We start from the raw sequence: 13,474 nt of genomic DNA, 5'->3' as shown, positions 1-13,474 counted from the left end.
ACTCAGCGCGTCGGATCCACCGGGCGTCCCGTCCACCGCGGGGCCCGTCGGTCCTGGTGCGCGCGCACACCTTCGCGGGCATCGTCGTGGGCCATCACCTCGAGGTGGATAGCGGTCTCCCGGGCGCCGACCTGATCCCGGGTCAGCCCGAATGAATCCCACAGCAACCGTTTGCTCGCGGCCACCGACATCGGCGCGGTGTTGACGGCGATATCGCGCGCGACCGCCAGGGCGGCGGGCAGTACCTCCGCGGCGTCGAGCGCCCTGCTGCCCAGGCCGAGCTCCACCGCCCGCCGTCCATCGAAAGTGGCTCCGGTGAACAGGATTTCCGCCGCCCTGGAGATCCCCACCAGTCGCGGCAACACCCAGTGCGAATAGGCATCGCCTACCACGCCGCGGCGCACCTGCACGACACCGTAGCGGGCATCCGCCGCGAAGATCCGGATGTCGCACTGCAGTGCCAGCGTCAGCCCGAGCCCGATGGCGTGGCCGTTGACGGCGGCGATGACCGGTTTGTCCAGGCTCCATGCCGGCACGTCGATACCCGCGGCGCTGAATCCCGGGCCGGGTTCGGTGAAGGTGCGGTCCCCGGCGCCCAGGTCGGCCCCCGAGCAGAATGCCGGCGGTGCGCCGGTGAGTACCACGGCGCGAATCGTGTCATCGGCATCGCAGCGGCGGTAGGCGTCGGCCAATTCCTCGCGCATGCCGTCACCGATCGCGTTACGCCGCTGTGGTCGATTCAGGGTGATGACCGCGACTCCGCCGTCGGTATCGAGCAGCAAGGTCCGGTATCCATCCACCGCACCATCATGGAGCAGCCTGGATACGGCGCGGGCGGAACGGCGCATCGCTTGGCTCGTCAATATGACGTCGCCCTGGTGATGGTGGTGGTCGTCGTCGCTGAGCGACTGTCCCACAAGGTAATTGCGCGCCGGAGCGCGGTTATGCAGAAACCTCTGTAACAGAGGTAATATGTCACGGTGGATGCCGATCTGGTCACCGAACTGTTCAGCGTGGTGGGGCGGTTCCGCCGGCAGCTGCGCCGGTCCACCGGCGGCGCCGGCTTCGACCGCTCCGGACTGACCCATTCCCAGGTCGAACTGCTGCGCCTGGTCGGCCGCAAACCGCACATCTCGGTGCGGGAGGCCGCCGCCGAACTCAGCTTGGCCGCCAACACCGCGTCCACCCTGGTCTCCAAACTCGCCTCCGACGGCCTGCTCATCCGGGCGGTGGACGACGCCGACCGCAGGATCGGCCGACTGCAACTGTCGGCGCCGGCCCAGCGCATCGCCGACGACTCCCGTCATGCCCGCCGCGCCGCCATCGCCGACGCTCTCGACGAGCTCGCTCCCGCCCAGATCGACGACTTGGCGAAAGGGCTGACCGTCATCGCCGAACTGACCCGGATACTCCAGGAAAGGCAGTCATGACCGACACACCTCCGGCGATCGAGTGCCGCCGGCTCACCCACCGTTACGGCCAGTTCACCGCCGTGCACGAACTCGATCTGCAGGTGCGCACCGGCGAGACCATGGGCCTGCTCGGCCCCAACGGTGCGGGCAAGACCACCGTCATCCGGGTGCTCACCACACTCACCCCGGTGCAGGACGGTGACGTGCGGATCTTCGGGCTGGATTCCCGTCGCGACACCATGGATATCCGGTTCAACATCGGCTATGTGCCACAACAGCTTTCCATCGAGGCGGCGCTGACCGGCCGGCAGAATGTGGAGTTGTTCGCCCGGCTGTACGACGTGCCCCGCCGGGAACGGGCCGATCGGGTCGCCGGGGCACTGGCCGCCATGCAACTCTCCGAGGTCGCCGACAATGTGGCGGGTACCTACTCCGGCGGCATGGTCCGGCGGCTGGAACTGGCGCAGGCCTTGGTGAACCGGCCGTCGCTGCTGCTGCTCGACGAGCCGACGGTGGGCCTGGACCCGATCGCCCGGGACAGCGTGTGGGAGCAGGTCGGCCGGATGAAGGCGGAGTTCGGCATGACGGTGCTGCTGACCACGCACTACATGGGCGAGGCGGATGCACTGTGCGACCGGGTGGCGCTGATGCACCATGGCCGTCTGCAGACCGTCGGCACCCCGGCGGAATTGAAGGCGACCGTCAGCCCCACCGCCACACTGGAAGACGTCTTCCGGCATTACGCCGGATCCGACCTCGACGAGCCCACCTCCTCGGGTCTGCGCGATGTCAAGGCCGCACGACGGACGGCGCGCCGTGTCGGCTGAAACTCTCACCTTGATCAGGGCACCCCGCGGCTGGCGCCGGCTGCGCGGCCTGACCCTGCGGATCGGCGCCTTCGCCCTGGTCGAATTGCAGAAACTGCGGCACGACCGCACCGAGCTGTTCACCCGGATGGTGCAACCCGCGCTGTGGCTGCTGATCTTCGGCCAGACCTTCAGCCGGCTGCGCGTCATCGACACCGGGCACGTCGACTATCTGGCATTCCTGGCACCCGGCATCATCGCCCAGTCCGCACTGTTCATCTCGATCTTCTATGGCATCCAGATCATCTGGGACCGCGATGCGGGCATCCTGGCCAAGCTGATGGTCACCCCCGCGCCACCGTCGGCGCTGGTCACCGGAAAGGCCTTCGCCGCCGGTGTGCGCTCGGTGGTGCAGGTGATCGGCGTGGTACTGCTGGCCTATCTGCTCGGCGTGCACATGACCGTCAACCCGCTGCGCATCCTCGGCGCGATGGTCGTGGTGGTGCTCGGATCGGCGTTTTTCGCCTGCCTGTCCATGTCGCTGGCGGGCCTGGTGCGCCAGCGGGACCGGCTGATGGGCATCGGCCAGGCCATCACCATGCCGCTGTTCTTCGCCTCCAACGCGCTGTACCCCGTCGACGTGATGCCGCAGTGGTTGCGTTGGCTGTCGGCGGTGAATCCGCTGAGTTACGAGGTGAATGCGTTGCGCGGCCTGCTGATCGGCACACCGACCAACGGCTGGCTCGACATGGCGGTGCTGCTCACCGCGGCCGTCCTCGGCGTGGCCACCGCGTCGGCGCTGTTACGCCGCCTGGTGCGTTAAGACATATCCGTCGCATATCGGGCACCCAGCTTGGCGGCGTTGACTCGAGTCATGAACACCGATAACCGTTACAGCCCAGGCAGAGTCGTCGTCGTGCTGGACGCAGGCACGGCGGCGGGCTACCGCGCCGCCCGCGCCCTGCTGGCCGACGGTTGCCGGGTGGTGGCCACCGACAGGCAGGCCGCCGCCCTGGTGCGCATCCTGCACGGCCAGCATGCCGAGCGCCTGCTGCTGCTGGCCGCCGCCGACTGCCAGCTGGACCTGGTGCTGGCCAAGGCGAAAGCCCGCTTCGGCCGGGTGGATTCGGTGCTCCGACCCGCCGAACTGCCGCTGCCGCTGTCAGCGTGACGGTGTCGACAGGTCGTACACCGTCGTGGACCCGACGACCGTGGCGGGAAAGTGTGCGGCCACCCACTGGGTGATGTCGCTGTGGCTGCGGGTGTTCAGCGACGGGCCGTGCCCCGATGCCTTCTCGATCAGGTAGTACCCGATCTGGTGGCGGCCCACGTCGTCCTGGAACTGCGCCAGCGTCGGAGCCGGATCGGTGCCGGAGAAGCCGCCGATCGCCATCACGGCGGTATGCGTCGACAGTTCCAGGGCCGCGGCGCTCGCGGAGCGCTCGACGGCCGCCGACCACGGCGCCGGGCTGCCCGACAACAACGATTGCAGCTGCGGGGAGTCGCCGTCGCGGCCCCACATTCCGGTGTCCTTACCCGTTCGGTGCGGGCCGACGGTGGGACCGCCACCCTGGTGCGCGTTCGCGACGGTGGCCACGGCATAGGCCGCGGGCCCGAGCAGCGCGGCACCCAGCGCGAGCACCAGGGCACCGCGCGCCACCGCGGGCCTGCGCACCCAGCACGCCGGCGCCGCGACCGCCAACGCCAGCACGGCCCAGCGGATGCCGGGCAGCCAGTGCGCGTTCCGCTGCAGCAACCACCAGCCCCAGGCCGCGGTGCCGGCCAGAAGCACGGTCAACCCGATTCTGCCGAACCATCTTTCGCGCCCAACCCACATCTGGCGCGCGCCGATGGCGAACATCGCGGCGACCGCCGGCGCCAGGGAAAGACAGTAATAGGCGTGCACGGTTCCGTGCATCAGACTGAGCACCAATCCGTCCACCAGGATCCAGCCGCCGAACAACACCGCACCCGCGCGGACCCGATCGGTGCGCGGCGCCCGGCCGCGTTCCACCAACACCAGCACGATGGCCAGCAGCGCCCCCGGCAGCAACCAGCCGATCTCGAAGCCGAACTCGCCGTTGAAAAGCCTTGTCGCACCCTGGGACTGAGTGCCCCAGTCGCCGAAGCCGCTGCCCTGAACTCCCATCGACCCGAAGCTGGTCGAGTTGTGCCGCCCCAGTACCCGGGCAAAGCCGTTGTAGCCCAGCACCAGGTTCATGAAGTTGTTGTCGGTGGAACCGGCCAGATACGGCCGCGTCGACGCCGGCCAGACCAGGGTGAGCAGGACGAACCACCCCGCCGAGGCCAGGAATGCCGCGAGGCTGCCGAGCAGGTGCAGCAACCGCCGCCGGAGCGAGCCGGTTGCGGCCACCAGATAGACCAGCCCGATCGCGGGCAGCACCATCAGGCCTTCCAGCATCTTGGCCAGGAACGCGAACCCCAACGCCACCCCGGCCAGGGCGATCCAGCGTGCGCCACGCTCACCCAGGGCCCGCACCGCGCAGTAGGCGGCCGCCGTCATCAGCAGCACCATCACCGCGTCGGGGTTATTGAACCGGAACATCAACGCCGCCACCGGCGTCAGGGCCAGAGCGGTCCCCGCCAGCACGCCGGCCCACTGCCCGCTGATCCTGCGCACCGCCCCGTACACCAACCAGACCGCACCGACGGCCATCAGCGCCTCCGGCACCAACATGCTGGCACTGCTGAACCCGAACACCTGACCGGACAAGCCCATCACCCACTGCGACACCGGCGGCTTGTCCACCGTGATGAAGTTGTGCGCATCCAGCGACCCGAACAGCAACGCCTCCCAGTCCACCGAACCGGCCTGCGCGGCCGCGGCGTAGAACTGATTGCCCATCCCATTGACGGTGATGTTCCACACGTAGAGCAAGGCCGTGCCGATCAACAGCGCGGCCAGGACGGCCCTGTCCCGAAGGTTGGTCACACGCAACAGTCAGCCATCGCGACCGTGGGCGAACCTGTGAGCCCGCCGTGAGGCGGCTGCGGATGGGACGGGAGAGCCGGGACTACCCGGCCAGCACCCGCGCGACGGCGCCCAGCGGTATCGGCAGCCAGTCCGGCCGGTACCGGGCTTCGTAGCCGACCTCGTACACGGCCTTGTCCAGTTCGTAAGCGGCCAGCACCGCCGCGTCACGGCGGGGATCGGTGCCGCTGACGGCGGCGTACCCGTCACAGAAGGCCGCGCAGTTGCGGTCCACCCAGTCCCGCTCGCCGTGCGCGGCATAGTCGTAGGAGCGCAACATGCCTGCGACGTCGCGCAGCGCAGAATCCGGGCGTCGGCGTTCGTCCAGTGGCTGGCCGGGCTCGCCCTCGAAGTCGATCACCAGCCAGGTGTCCGGGGTGCGCAACACCTGACCGAGGTGCAGGTCGCCGTGGATCCGCTGGACGGTGGACGGTGCGTCGGTCAGCGCGCGGTAACGCGTCTCGATCTGCGGCACGTAGTCGCGCAGTTGGGGAACCGCGGCAGCCACCGCCCGCAGCCGCTGGATCCAGGTGTCGACCGGGAACGCCGCGCTCGAGGTGCCCAGCACCGCGGCCAGTGCGGTGTGCACGCGCCCGACGGCTTCACCGAGCCGGTACGAGTCGGCGGTGAAGTCGGCGGTCTGATCGCGTGCGGCGGCCAGCGCCAGATCCCACCCGTCGGTGGAGCCGGCGGCGAAGGTGGTGAGCATGCCCAGCGCATAGGACTGCGCACCGGTGTTCAGGTGGTAAGAGCCCAGCAGTGGCGTCACATGCGGGTTGCCGGTCAGCGCGCGGGTCAATTCGATATCGGGATTGGTGCCGGCGATGACGCGGCGGAAGACCTTGAGGATGGCCTGGTTGCCGAACACCACGCTGGTGTTGGACTGCTCGGCGCCGAGTCGGCGGCCGGCCCGGTCCGCGGGGAGCTCCGCACCCGGTTCGCGGACGAACGTCAGCGGTCCGACGGCCTGGCCGGCCTCGAGCAGGGTGAGCAGCACGCCGGCTGCCGCCGGGTCGGCCATCGCGTCATATCCGACGCGGTCACCGTCCGTCCCGATCCGGGCGTCGTCCGCGCCGGTCCCCCACCGCACCAGCACCTGGTACTGCTCCGACGGCCCGTCGGCGAAACGGACGTCCAGCAGCGCCAGCTCCAGATCGTGGGCCAACGGCACCGTCTGCGCCGGCACCACCGCGCGCAGTTGTCTGCCACGTCCCGAGTACCACCGCTGCGCGGGCAGCCACGCGTCGAATGCAAGATTCACCAAAGCCACGTGTCCATCCGTACCCGACCGCCGACGTTCGTACACCCCGCAGGTTTGTGGGTATGGTGCCGACGTGGCTGATTCCGGCTCTATCCTGCGCGATCACGGCGACCCGGGCGATGCCCCGAGCATCCCGCCGGCCCTGACCCCCGTCATCAACGCGACCCGGCCGTCGGCGGCCGAGGAGGCCCGCACCATCGCCTCCTCCACCAATGCCGGCACCCTGGCCACCCTCACCGCCGAGGGCGACCCGTGGGCGTCTTTCGTCACCTACGGCCTGGTGGGCGGAGCGCCGGTGTTGTGCGTGTCCAATATGGCCGAGCACGGCCGCAACCTGGCCGGCGATCAGCGCGCCAGCATCTCGATCGTGGCGCCGGACGCGCCGGAGGATCCGCTGGCGTCGGGGCGGATCACTCTGGCCGGTACCGTCACCCGGCCGGCCGGTACCGACCTGGCGGCCGCCCGGCAGGCGCATCTCGATGCCGTGCCTGCGGCGAAGTACTACATCGATTACAGCGACTTCACCCTGTGGGTGCTGCAGGTGCAGCGGGTGCGCTGGGTCGGCGGCTACGGGCGGATGGACTCCACCAGCGGCGCCGACTACGCGGCCGCCGAACCCGATCCGGTCTCCCCGCACGCGGCCGGCGCCATCGCCCATCTCAACGCCGACCATGCCGACGCCCTGACCGCCATCGCCCAGACGCTCAGCGGGTATCCGGACGCGACGGCGGCGACCTGCACCGCCGCCGACCGCTACGGACTGGATCTGCGGGTGCTCACGCCGCGCGGGATGGCCTACACCCGGGCCGGCTACGCCGCGCCGATCAACGGGATCAACGAATTGCGTTCGGCCTCAGTGGAATTGACGCGACGGGCCCGGCAGGGCTGAACGGTCCAACGAGGGTGCAATACGATTCGGGGTATGCAGCGTCCGGACACCTGGCAGGCAGCCTTCGATCTGATCCGCACCCGCGCCCATGAGCGCCGAGAAGAACCGTTCCGGCTGGTCAGCGGACAACTGAGTCACGACTACATCGACGGCAAGTACGCCATCGACACCGGCGAGCGGCTCACCACCGTCAGCCGGGCCGTGGCCGACCTGGCCGCCCTCAACGGTATCGAGTTCGACGCCGTCGGCGGACTGACCATGGGCGCGGACCCGTTGGCGCACGGCATCGCGATGGTGACCGGCAAGGCCTGGTTCTCGGTGCGCAAGGAGCAGAAGCAGCGCGGGCGGGAGCAGTGGATCGAGGGCACCCGGCTGCAGAGCGGCGACCGGGTGCTGCTGGTCGACGACGTGATCAGCACCGGTGGGTCGACGCAGAAGGCCTACGACCGGGTGCGGCAGGTCGGTGCCGAGGTGGTTGGGGTGATCCCGATGGTGGACCGCGGCGACGTGGCCGCCGGGCTGTTCGCCGGCTTGGGTGTGCCGTTCGTCGCGCTGGTCACCTACAAGGATCTGGGCATCGACCCGGTGCAGGCGGTCTAGAACCGCAGGTTTCGCAGCAGGTCGTACACCCCGGCGATCCACAGCAGCAGTGGGATCACCGCGGCGATCGCCGCGCCGTCGAGCAGTTCGAGGATGCGCTTGGTCACCGGGGAGACCCGCTGCACATCATCGGTGGCGCCGATGATGATCAGGGCCACCCCTGCCAATGCCACGTAGCCGGCCAGCACCAGCCATGCCGACTGCGGATACCAGAGGCACAGCCGGATCATCACGCCGGTCGGCACCACCACCGCGATTGCCAAAAGGGCCCAGGCACACCACCGTTCGGCGTACAGCCGGGACCGGAAGCCGCTCACCGCGGCCACCAACCCGGCCACGATCAGGCTGTGCACAAAAAAGTGGCCCTGCTCCACCACCGCGATCGCGCCGGCGGCCAGCACGATCGCACCGGCGGTGAGAAAGCCGTTGAGCAACTGCTTCGACAGCTGGCTGCGCTCGCTGAGCCTGGCCGCCGATTCCGGGACCGACGCGATGATGGCCTGCCAGGTGGGGCTTTCCTCGTCGGCACCGTCGGGATGCAAGACGGGATCGAGCAACTCGTCGTTGGCCACCGTCTCGCCGGGTGCCGGAATCGGCGGCAACGCGATGCGGGCCACGGCGACGGTCAACTTCGCGGCGTTCGTCACCACGATCAGGCCGAAGGCGATGGCACCGGCGGGCACCCACTCCGCAACGCCATACCCGTAGGCAATGGCCGCCGCGGTGAGTGCGCTGGCACCCACCGCCAGGAAGGACGCCAGATCGGCCCGCCGGCGCGGACCACCCCGGGTGGCCAGCGCGTAGAGCAGGACGAGGCCGGCCGCGCCGGCGATCTGGGGCGCCCCGAGCCCATCGGCGTCCCTGGGCAGCGGCACCGCCAGTGCCACGGCGCCCGCCAACGCGGGAAGGGACGCCGCCAGCAGACTTTCCGCCATATCCAGATTTCCGAACCGGTTCTTGGACAACAGGCTTCCACCGAGCAGACCGAGTCCCAGCACACCGACCGCGACCGCCCACCACCACGGGTGCCCGGACTGCGACCACGCGACCAGTGCGGTGACCACGATGACGGTCGAGACCACCGGAAGTGCCAGCCCGACGAATCGGTTGAGTGCGGTCCGATCGAACACCGGCGACTCGTCGAGCACGGCGATGGCGTCGATCACGTCCTCGACCAGCGGCCGATAACGTTCGGTGCGACTGACCGACACCAACGTCAGCAGCGATCCGTCCACCACTCCCGCGTCGTCGAGCGATTCGGTGGCCTTGAGCGGTGGCGCTCCTGGCCGAGCGAAGGCCCACTCGCCCTGCGCCTTGAAGTCGAATCCCGCCAGCACGTCGGCGGGTGTGTCATCGAGCAGGTCGGCGAGCACGTTGACCGTCTCATCGATGTAGGTCTCGATCGAGGCGGACGCCGGTAACACCAGGTCGGTCATGCGGCGGCCCGTCAGGATGGTGACCCTGGTGGTCGACGGCCGGCCCGGGGTCACGCTCGAGGACGTGGGGGCCGCGGAGGTGGCGGTCAACGGCGCTCGAGCCGGTCGAAGTCGTCGGACAGTGCCGCGGCCAGTTCCAGGATCCGGCGCTGGAAGGTGCTGCTCAACAATTCCAACTGGATCTCGGTGCCGGCGGCGATGTGCTTGTCCCACGGCAGGACCACCACCCGGCCGGGCGCGACATGCCGCTCGAACTGCTGCACGAGATCTTCCACGTCGATATTGGTCTTGCCCGGCGTGACGTGATTGACCACGACGCAGGACCGGCCCAGCAGATCCTGATATCCGTTGCTGCGCAACCAGTCCATCGTGACCGCGGCCTGCCGGGCCCCGTCGATGGAGGCGCTCGCCACGATCACCAGACCCGACACCGTGGACAGCACACCGCGGGAGGCCGGCTGGAACAGACCGGCGCCGCAGTCGGCGAGCACCAGGTTGTAGTAGCGCGAGACGATGCCGACGGCACCCTTCCAGTCCTCGTCGTTGAACTCCCGGCGGGCCGCGCTGTATTCCTCGGAGGACAGCACCTCGAGGTTGGCGCCGTTCATGCTGGTGTACGCGCGGATATCGTTGTAGCGGGCCAACTCCTTGTCCGACAACAGATCTGAGACCGTCGCGGCGGACTGCCTGCCGGCCCGATCGGCGAGGTTGCCGGCATCCGGGTCGGCGTCGATCGCCAGGATACGGTCACCGCGAACCCGGCTCAGTGCCGAACCGAGCGCGACGGTGACGGCGGTCTTGCCGACGCCGCCCTTGAGGCCGAAGACGCCGATCTGGTAGGAATCCCTGGCGTTACGCCGGATTCGTGCGTTGAGCTCCATCTCGTACGTCTCGTCGGGCGAAAGGCCGAGGTTGATCCGGGTGCACAGGTAAAGCCAGTGCCGCCAACCACGTTGGGACGGCATCTTCACCGCGGTGCGGACGCCGACGTGCGACAGCGCATCGATGGCGCGGTGGTTGCCCATGCTGGCCGCCGACGTCGGGGCGGGTTGGCCGGCAGGCGGCTGGTTCTGCGACCAAAACTGTTCGGGCGCCTCGGCGAAGTGCTGACTGGGCGACGGAGCGGGAGCACTCCGGGGCTGCGGAGCCGGAGCGGGCCGCTGCTGTTCGTACCGCGCCCCCGCCGCGTGGGCGGGCGGCGGGGTGCGCAGCGCCCCACTCTGCGCCCGCTGCGGGCCGGTGTGCTGGCTCGGCCGGATCTGCGCGGTGATCTCCGATTCGCGCGGCGCCGGAATCCCGGTTGCCTGAGTCTGGGTGGGTGCGACGGGCATCGAAGGCGGCGTCACCTCGCTCGCCCGCGGGGCCGATGGATGGATCGGCATCGGCGGTGGCGTGACAGTTGTTGCCGCGCCCTCGGTTTCGTTGCTGGCCTCGCCGTCGGCTGGGCCGGCCGAATGGAAGAGCCGGTCATAGTCGGCCGACATGATTGCCTCTCGTAGGTGATTCGCGCGTATCCGCGCAGGAGGTGGGCGGACAGCCGAAAGCTGATCCGCCCACCCTGCGCGCAACGGCCTTATCCGTGGAACATTCCTTTGACGTGGAGTTCGGTCTGCGTCATCTGTTGGGCAGCCTCATCAATGGTCTGCGCCAGGTTCTGCAGGGCCGAGTTCAGTTCCGCCGCAGTGCTGTTCCAGCGGGTCTGCAAGGTGTGGTAGGACTCTTGCGCATCGCCGGTCCAGGTGGAGGCGAGCCGGCCCAGGGACGCCTCACCCTCTTCGAGCAGGCTTTGGGTGGTACCCACGGCGCCGTGGATATCGTGCGCTCCGGCGGTGATGGCGGCGAAATTCCATGTCTGCAACATGATATGAGACTCCGTTTCTTGGTGGTCGGTGGTTTGGGTGCTACAGCATCCGGCTGGCGAGGGCGCTGGCCTGGTCTTCGTCGGTGCTGCCGTACTGCGTACCACCGATACCCAGGTTCTCCGAGATGTCGTCGAGCTCACGGTTCTGCGCGGTGGCGGCTTCGTGGAAGCGCAGCAGAGCGGCCTGGGCAGCGAGCGCTGACGAGCCCTTCCACTGTGGTTGCAGCCCACCGGCGACCTGCTCGACGTGGGCCATCACACTTCTCAACTGGTCGGCGATCCGCTGAAAGTTCCCCGATTCACCCGCGATGACGGAGAGATCGGCTTCCATCCCCTGTCCTGCAACACTCATGATGAAGCTGCCTTTCCTTTTCCTGTTTCCTCACCACGTGTTGGCGAGTCTTCCAGCCCCCTCGGCCGGGAAGTTTGTGTGTTGCCGGCGCCGACCACCGGCCGTCTACCAGTCGTCATCGTCTTCATCGAAACCATGCGCCAGCGGTGACGGCGCGGCGAGCGCCTTGCGGGTGCCACCGTCCTTCTCCCGGTGGCGTCCTCCGTTCATCGGGCCACCACTGCCGGATCCCGAACCGGCACCCACCGGCGCCAGTCCCGCGCCGGTGCCCCCGCCGGCGCCGGGGAACCCACCAGGCTCGACATCAGCGGGGTACGGGCTAGCGTGCCGCCCGCACCGGGCAGCGACGCAGCACGCACCAGCCCGGCGCCCGACGACGCGCCGGACCCACCCAGCAGCGGATGCTCGGAGAATGGGCTGGCGCCGGCCAACCCGAACTGGCGCGCCCCACTGCCACCCATCTGGCCGAAGATCGAACTGACCTGTTGCAGTGGCTGGGTCAGCGTCTGCGCGCCCTGGGTGACGCCCTGCGTCATCTGCTGGGGCGCTTGCAGCAGCGTCTGCCCGAGCTGGGACGCAATCTGCATGCCCTGTTGCATTCCCTGCTGCAGCAGCTGCTGGGTCTGCTGGCCTTGGGCCTTGTCCGCTTTCTGCGCCGCGCCCTGCGCCCGTTGCTCGGCCTGACCGGCGAAGGCTGCCCCGCGGCCCACCGTCAGGCCCGCCGATTCCAGCGTCGCCTGCATCGTGGTGTGCGCGAACGCGACCTCGCGCAGCGCCGAGCCGGGCAGTGTGGCAGCGAGCTGGCCCGTGACCATCCCCAGCCCGGCTTCCCCGACACCGGGTACCACGATCGGTTGCATCGGCGGGATCGGTTCGAAGATGGTGTTCGCGGTGGTCTCGGCCTGGTATCCGAACATCACGGCGGCGGCCTGCTCCCACATCCGGATGTAGTCGGCTTCGTTGACGCCGATGGGCACCGCGTTCACGCCGAGGAAATTGGTGGCGTTCAGCACCGCATTCGTGACGTGGTTCATCGCGATCTCGGGCAGCGGCGGAGTGACCGCCATCGCGAGCATGTACGAATTGGCTTGTGCGACAGCCTGCATGGCTCGCTTCTGGGCCTGCAGGGCGGTGCTGCGCAACCACACCACCATCGGCGTGGTGGCGGTGACGGCTTGTTCACTGGCCTGGCCCTGCCACGAGCCCGTCAGCGAGGCCAGGCTCGCGGCCAGTTCTTCGGCCTGGGTCTCCAGCGAGATCGCCAGGGTTTCCCAGGCCGCCGCCGCCTGGAACATCGGCGTCGGGCCGGCGCCGGCCATCAAGCGGCCGGTGTTGATCTCCGGAGGCAAAGCCTCATAGAACATCGCCAACATTGCGGGGACTGCAGACATTGTTTGCCAGCTTCGGTCTCGTCAATTTCCAGCGGACGATGAGCGAGTTACGTGAGGGTGGCGGCGCCCTCGGCGTCCACCGTCGTGTAGATCCCCGAAGACTCCAGGTAGGCGGCCCCGGCGCGGGACAATTCCTGCTGGGCGTAGGCGTTCAGGGCGGCCACCTGTGCCGCCTCGCTAGCAAACGCCAGGGCGGCCTGGGCCGAGACCTCTTCGGCCCCCGCAGGCAGTAGCGCCATCGCCTCGCTTGTCGCAGCGGTTCCGGCGCTCAGACCACGTGACCCGTTGGCCACCACCTGGCCGCCGATCCCCAGCACTGCGGGTGAATGCTCCATAGGTTGCATGTGCAGCTCCTCCTCAAACGTTCCACACGAACTGGATGACATCTAATGGATGGGGACCGCATGTACCGCAGAATCGCTTCAAAACCAGACCCCCCGATCCGTTTGCTACCCCGCCGCCGTCAATTTTGCT

15 protein-coding genes are annotated in these 13,474 nt (G+C 68.7%); 6 read left to right on the top strand and 9 right to left on the bottom strand.

Annotated elements, in window-relative coordinates; all coding sequences use genetic code 11:
- Positions 1-2: 2 nt before the first annotated feature.
- Positions 3-800, bottom strand: coding sequence for an enoyl-CoA hydratase/isomerase family protein (locus tag ACXPWS_RS00415; protein WP_458710545.1), 798 nt, complete (start codon positions 798-800; stop codon positions 3-5).
- Between the two features lie 180 nt (positions 801-980).
- On the opposite strand from ACXPWS_RS00415, the gene ACXPWS_RS00410 reads away from it, so the two are divergent.
- From ACXPWS_RS00410 to ACXPWS_RS00395, 4 genes are read left to right on the top strand one after another with little or no spacing between them, the layout of a single operon-like run.
- Complete coding sequence (locus ACXPWS_RS00410) at positions 981-1,430, top strand: MarR family winged helix-turn-helix transcriptional regulator (protein ID WP_458710544.1); 450 nt, start codon at positions 981-983, stop codon at positions 1,428-1,430.
- The gene (locus tag ACXPWS_RS00405) at positions 1,427-2,239 is read left to right on the top strand and encodes an ATP-binding cassette domain-containing protein (protein WP_458710543.1); all 813 of its coding nucleotides are present in this window, start codon (positions 1,427-1,429) and stop codon (positions 2,237-2,239) included. Before ACXPWS_RS00410 ends, ACXPWS_RS00405 begins: the two co-directional genes overlap by 4 nt.
- The gene (locus tag ACXPWS_RS00400) at positions 2,199-3,041 is read left to right on the top strand and encodes an ABC transporter permease (RefSeq protein ID WP_458710542.1); all 843 of its coding nucleotides are present in this window, start codon (positions 2,199-2,201) and stop codon (positions 3,039-3,041) included. The genes ACXPWS_RS00405 and ACXPWS_RS00400 overlap by 41 nt, the downstream gene beginning before the upstream one ends.
- 51 nt (positions 3,042-3,092) lie before the next feature.
- Positions 3,093-3,389 carry a Rossmann-fold NAD(P)-binding domain-containing protein gene (locus tag ACXPWS_RS00395; protein WP_458710541.1) on the top strand — a complete coding sequence of 99 codons (297 nt, stop codon included), beginning with the start codon at positions 3,093-3,095 and terminating at the stop codon, positions 3,387-3,389.
- Here ACXPWS_RS00395 and ACXPWS_RS00390 read toward each other — a convergent pair.
- Together ACXPWS_RS00390 and ACXPWS_RS00385 are read right to left on the bottom strand one after the other, a co-directional pair.
- Entirely contained in the window at positions 3,381-5,171 is a 1,791-nt protein-coding gene (locus tag ACXPWS_RS00390) for an ArnT family glycosyltransferase (RefSeq protein WP_458710540.1), read from the bottom strand. The genes ACXPWS_RS00395 and ACXPWS_RS00390 overlap by 9 nt on opposite strands.
- Positions 5,172-5,253: 82 nt before the next feature.
- Complete coding sequence (locus ACXPWS_RS00385) at positions 5,254-6,471, bottom strand: maltokinase N-terminal cap-like domain-containing protein (RefSeq protein ID WP_458710539.1); 1,218 nt, start codon at positions 6,469-6,471, stop codon at positions 5,254-5,256.
- A 73-nt stretch (positions 6,472-6,544) separates the two neighbouring features.
- On the opposite strand from ACXPWS_RS00385, the gene ACXPWS_RS00380 reads away from it, so the two are divergent.
- A complete protein-coding gene (locus tag ACXPWS_RS00380; protein ID WP_458710538.1) occupies positions 6,545-7,360 on the top strand; it encodes a HugZ family pyridoxamine 5'-phosphate oxidase in 816 nt (271 codons plus the stop codon).
- A gap of 33 nt (positions 7,361-7,393) precedes the next feature.
- Complete coding sequence (locus ACXPWS_RS00375) at positions 7,394-7,960, top strand: orotate phosphoribosyltransferase (protein ID WP_458710537.1); 567 nt, start codon at positions 7,394-7,396, stop codon at positions 7,958-7,960.
- Here the strand turns inward: ACXPWS_RS00375 and eccD are convergent.
- From eccD to ACXPWS_RS00345, 6 genes are all read right to left on the bottom strand, one after another.
- A complete protein-coding gene (eccD, locus tag ACXPWS_RS00370; protein WP_458710536.1) occupies positions 7,957-9,486 on the bottom strand; it encodes a type VII secretion integral membrane protein EccD in 1,530 nt (509 codons plus the stop codon). The two genes, ACXPWS_RS00375 and eccD, sit on opposite strands and share 4 nt — an antisense overlap.
- The gene (locus tag ACXPWS_RS00365) at positions 9,483-10,880 is read right to left on the bottom strand and encodes a MinD/ParA family ATP-binding protein (RefSeq protein ID WP_458710535.1); all 1,398 of its coding nucleotides are present in this window, start codon (positions 10,878-10,880) and stop codon (positions 9,483-9,485) included. Before ACXPWS_RS00365 ends, eccD begins: the two co-directional genes overlap by 4 nt.
- Before the next feature lie 89 nt (positions 10,881-10,969).
- The gene (locus ACXPWS_RS00360; RefSeq protein WP_458710534.1) at positions 10,970-11,257 is read right to left on the bottom strand and encodes a WXG100 family type VII secretion target; all 288 of its coding nucleotides are present in this window, start codon (positions 11,255-11,257) and stop codon (positions 10,970-10,972) included.
- A gap of 40 nt (positions 11,258-11,297) precedes the next feature.
- The gene (locus tag ACXPWS_RS00355; RefSeq protein WP_458710533.1) at positions 11,298-11,609 is read right to left on the bottom strand and encodes a WXG100 family type VII secretion target; all 312 of its coding nucleotides are present in this window, start codon (positions 11,607-11,609) and stop codon (positions 11,298-11,300) included.
- 206 nt (positions 11,610-11,815) lie between these two features.
- Positions 11,816-13,000, bottom strand: coding sequence for a PPE family protein (locus ACXPWS_RS00350; RefSeq protein WP_458710532.1), 1,185 nt, complete (start codon positions 12,998-13,000; stop codon positions 11,816-11,818).
- A gap of 47 nt (positions 13,001-13,047) precedes the next feature.
- Complete coding sequence (locus ACXPWS_RS00345; protein ID WP_458710531.1) at positions 13,048-13,344, bottom strand: PE family protein; 297 nt, start codon at positions 13,342-13,344, stop codon at positions 13,048-13,050.
- Between the last annotated feature and the right edge of the window lie 130 nt (positions 13,345-13,474).

It is taken from the genome of Mycobacterium sp. BMJ-28, from assembly GCF_054404835.1.
The sequence above is the reverse complement of the archived record's forward strand: the minus strand, read 5'-3'. Positions and strand labels throughout refer to the sequence as shown.

What these genes read in the sequence shown, in the direction of transcription:
- ACXPWS_RS00405 (WP_458710543.1), top strand. Translation starts at nt 1,427, where the DNA reads ATGACCGACACACCTCCGGCGATCGAGTGCCGCCGGCTCACCCACCGT.
- ACXPWS_RS00400 (WP_458710542.1), top strand. Translation starts at nt 2,199, where the DNA reads ATGTCAAGGCCGCACGACGGACGGCGCGCCGTGTCGGCTGAAACTCTC.
- ACXPWS_RS00395 (WP_458710541.1), top strand. Translation starts at nt 3,093, where the DNA reads ATGAACACCGATAACCGTTACAGCCCAGGCAGAGTCGTCGTCGTGCTG.
- ACXPWS_RS00375 (WP_458710537.1), top strand. Translation starts at nt 7,394, where the DNA reads ATGCAGCGTCCGGACACCTGGCAGGCAGCCTTCGATCTGATCCGCACC.
- ACXPWS_RS00365 (WP_458710535.1), bottom strand. Translation starts at nt 10,880, where the DNA reads ATGTCGGCCGACTATGACCGGCTCTTCCATTCGGCCGGCCCAGCCGAC.
- ACXPWS_RS00360 (WP_458710534.1), bottom strand. Translation starts at nt 11,257, where the DNA reads ATGTTGCAGACATGGAATTTCGCCGCCATCACCGCCGGAGCGCACGAT.
- ACXPWS_RS00355 (WP_458710533.1), bottom strand. Translation starts at nt 11,609, where the DNA reads ATGAGTGTTGCAGGACAGGGGATGGAAGCCGATCTCTCCGTCATCGCG.
- ACXPWS_RS00350 (WP_458710532.1), bottom strand. Translation starts at nt 13,000, where the DNA reads ATGTCTGCAGTCCCCGCAATGTTGGCGATGTTCTATGAGGCTTTGCCT.
- ACXPWS_RS00345 (WP_458710531.1), bottom strand. Translation starts at nt 13,344, where the DNA reads ATGCAACCTATGGAGCATTCACCCGCAGTGCTGGGGATCGGCGGCCAG.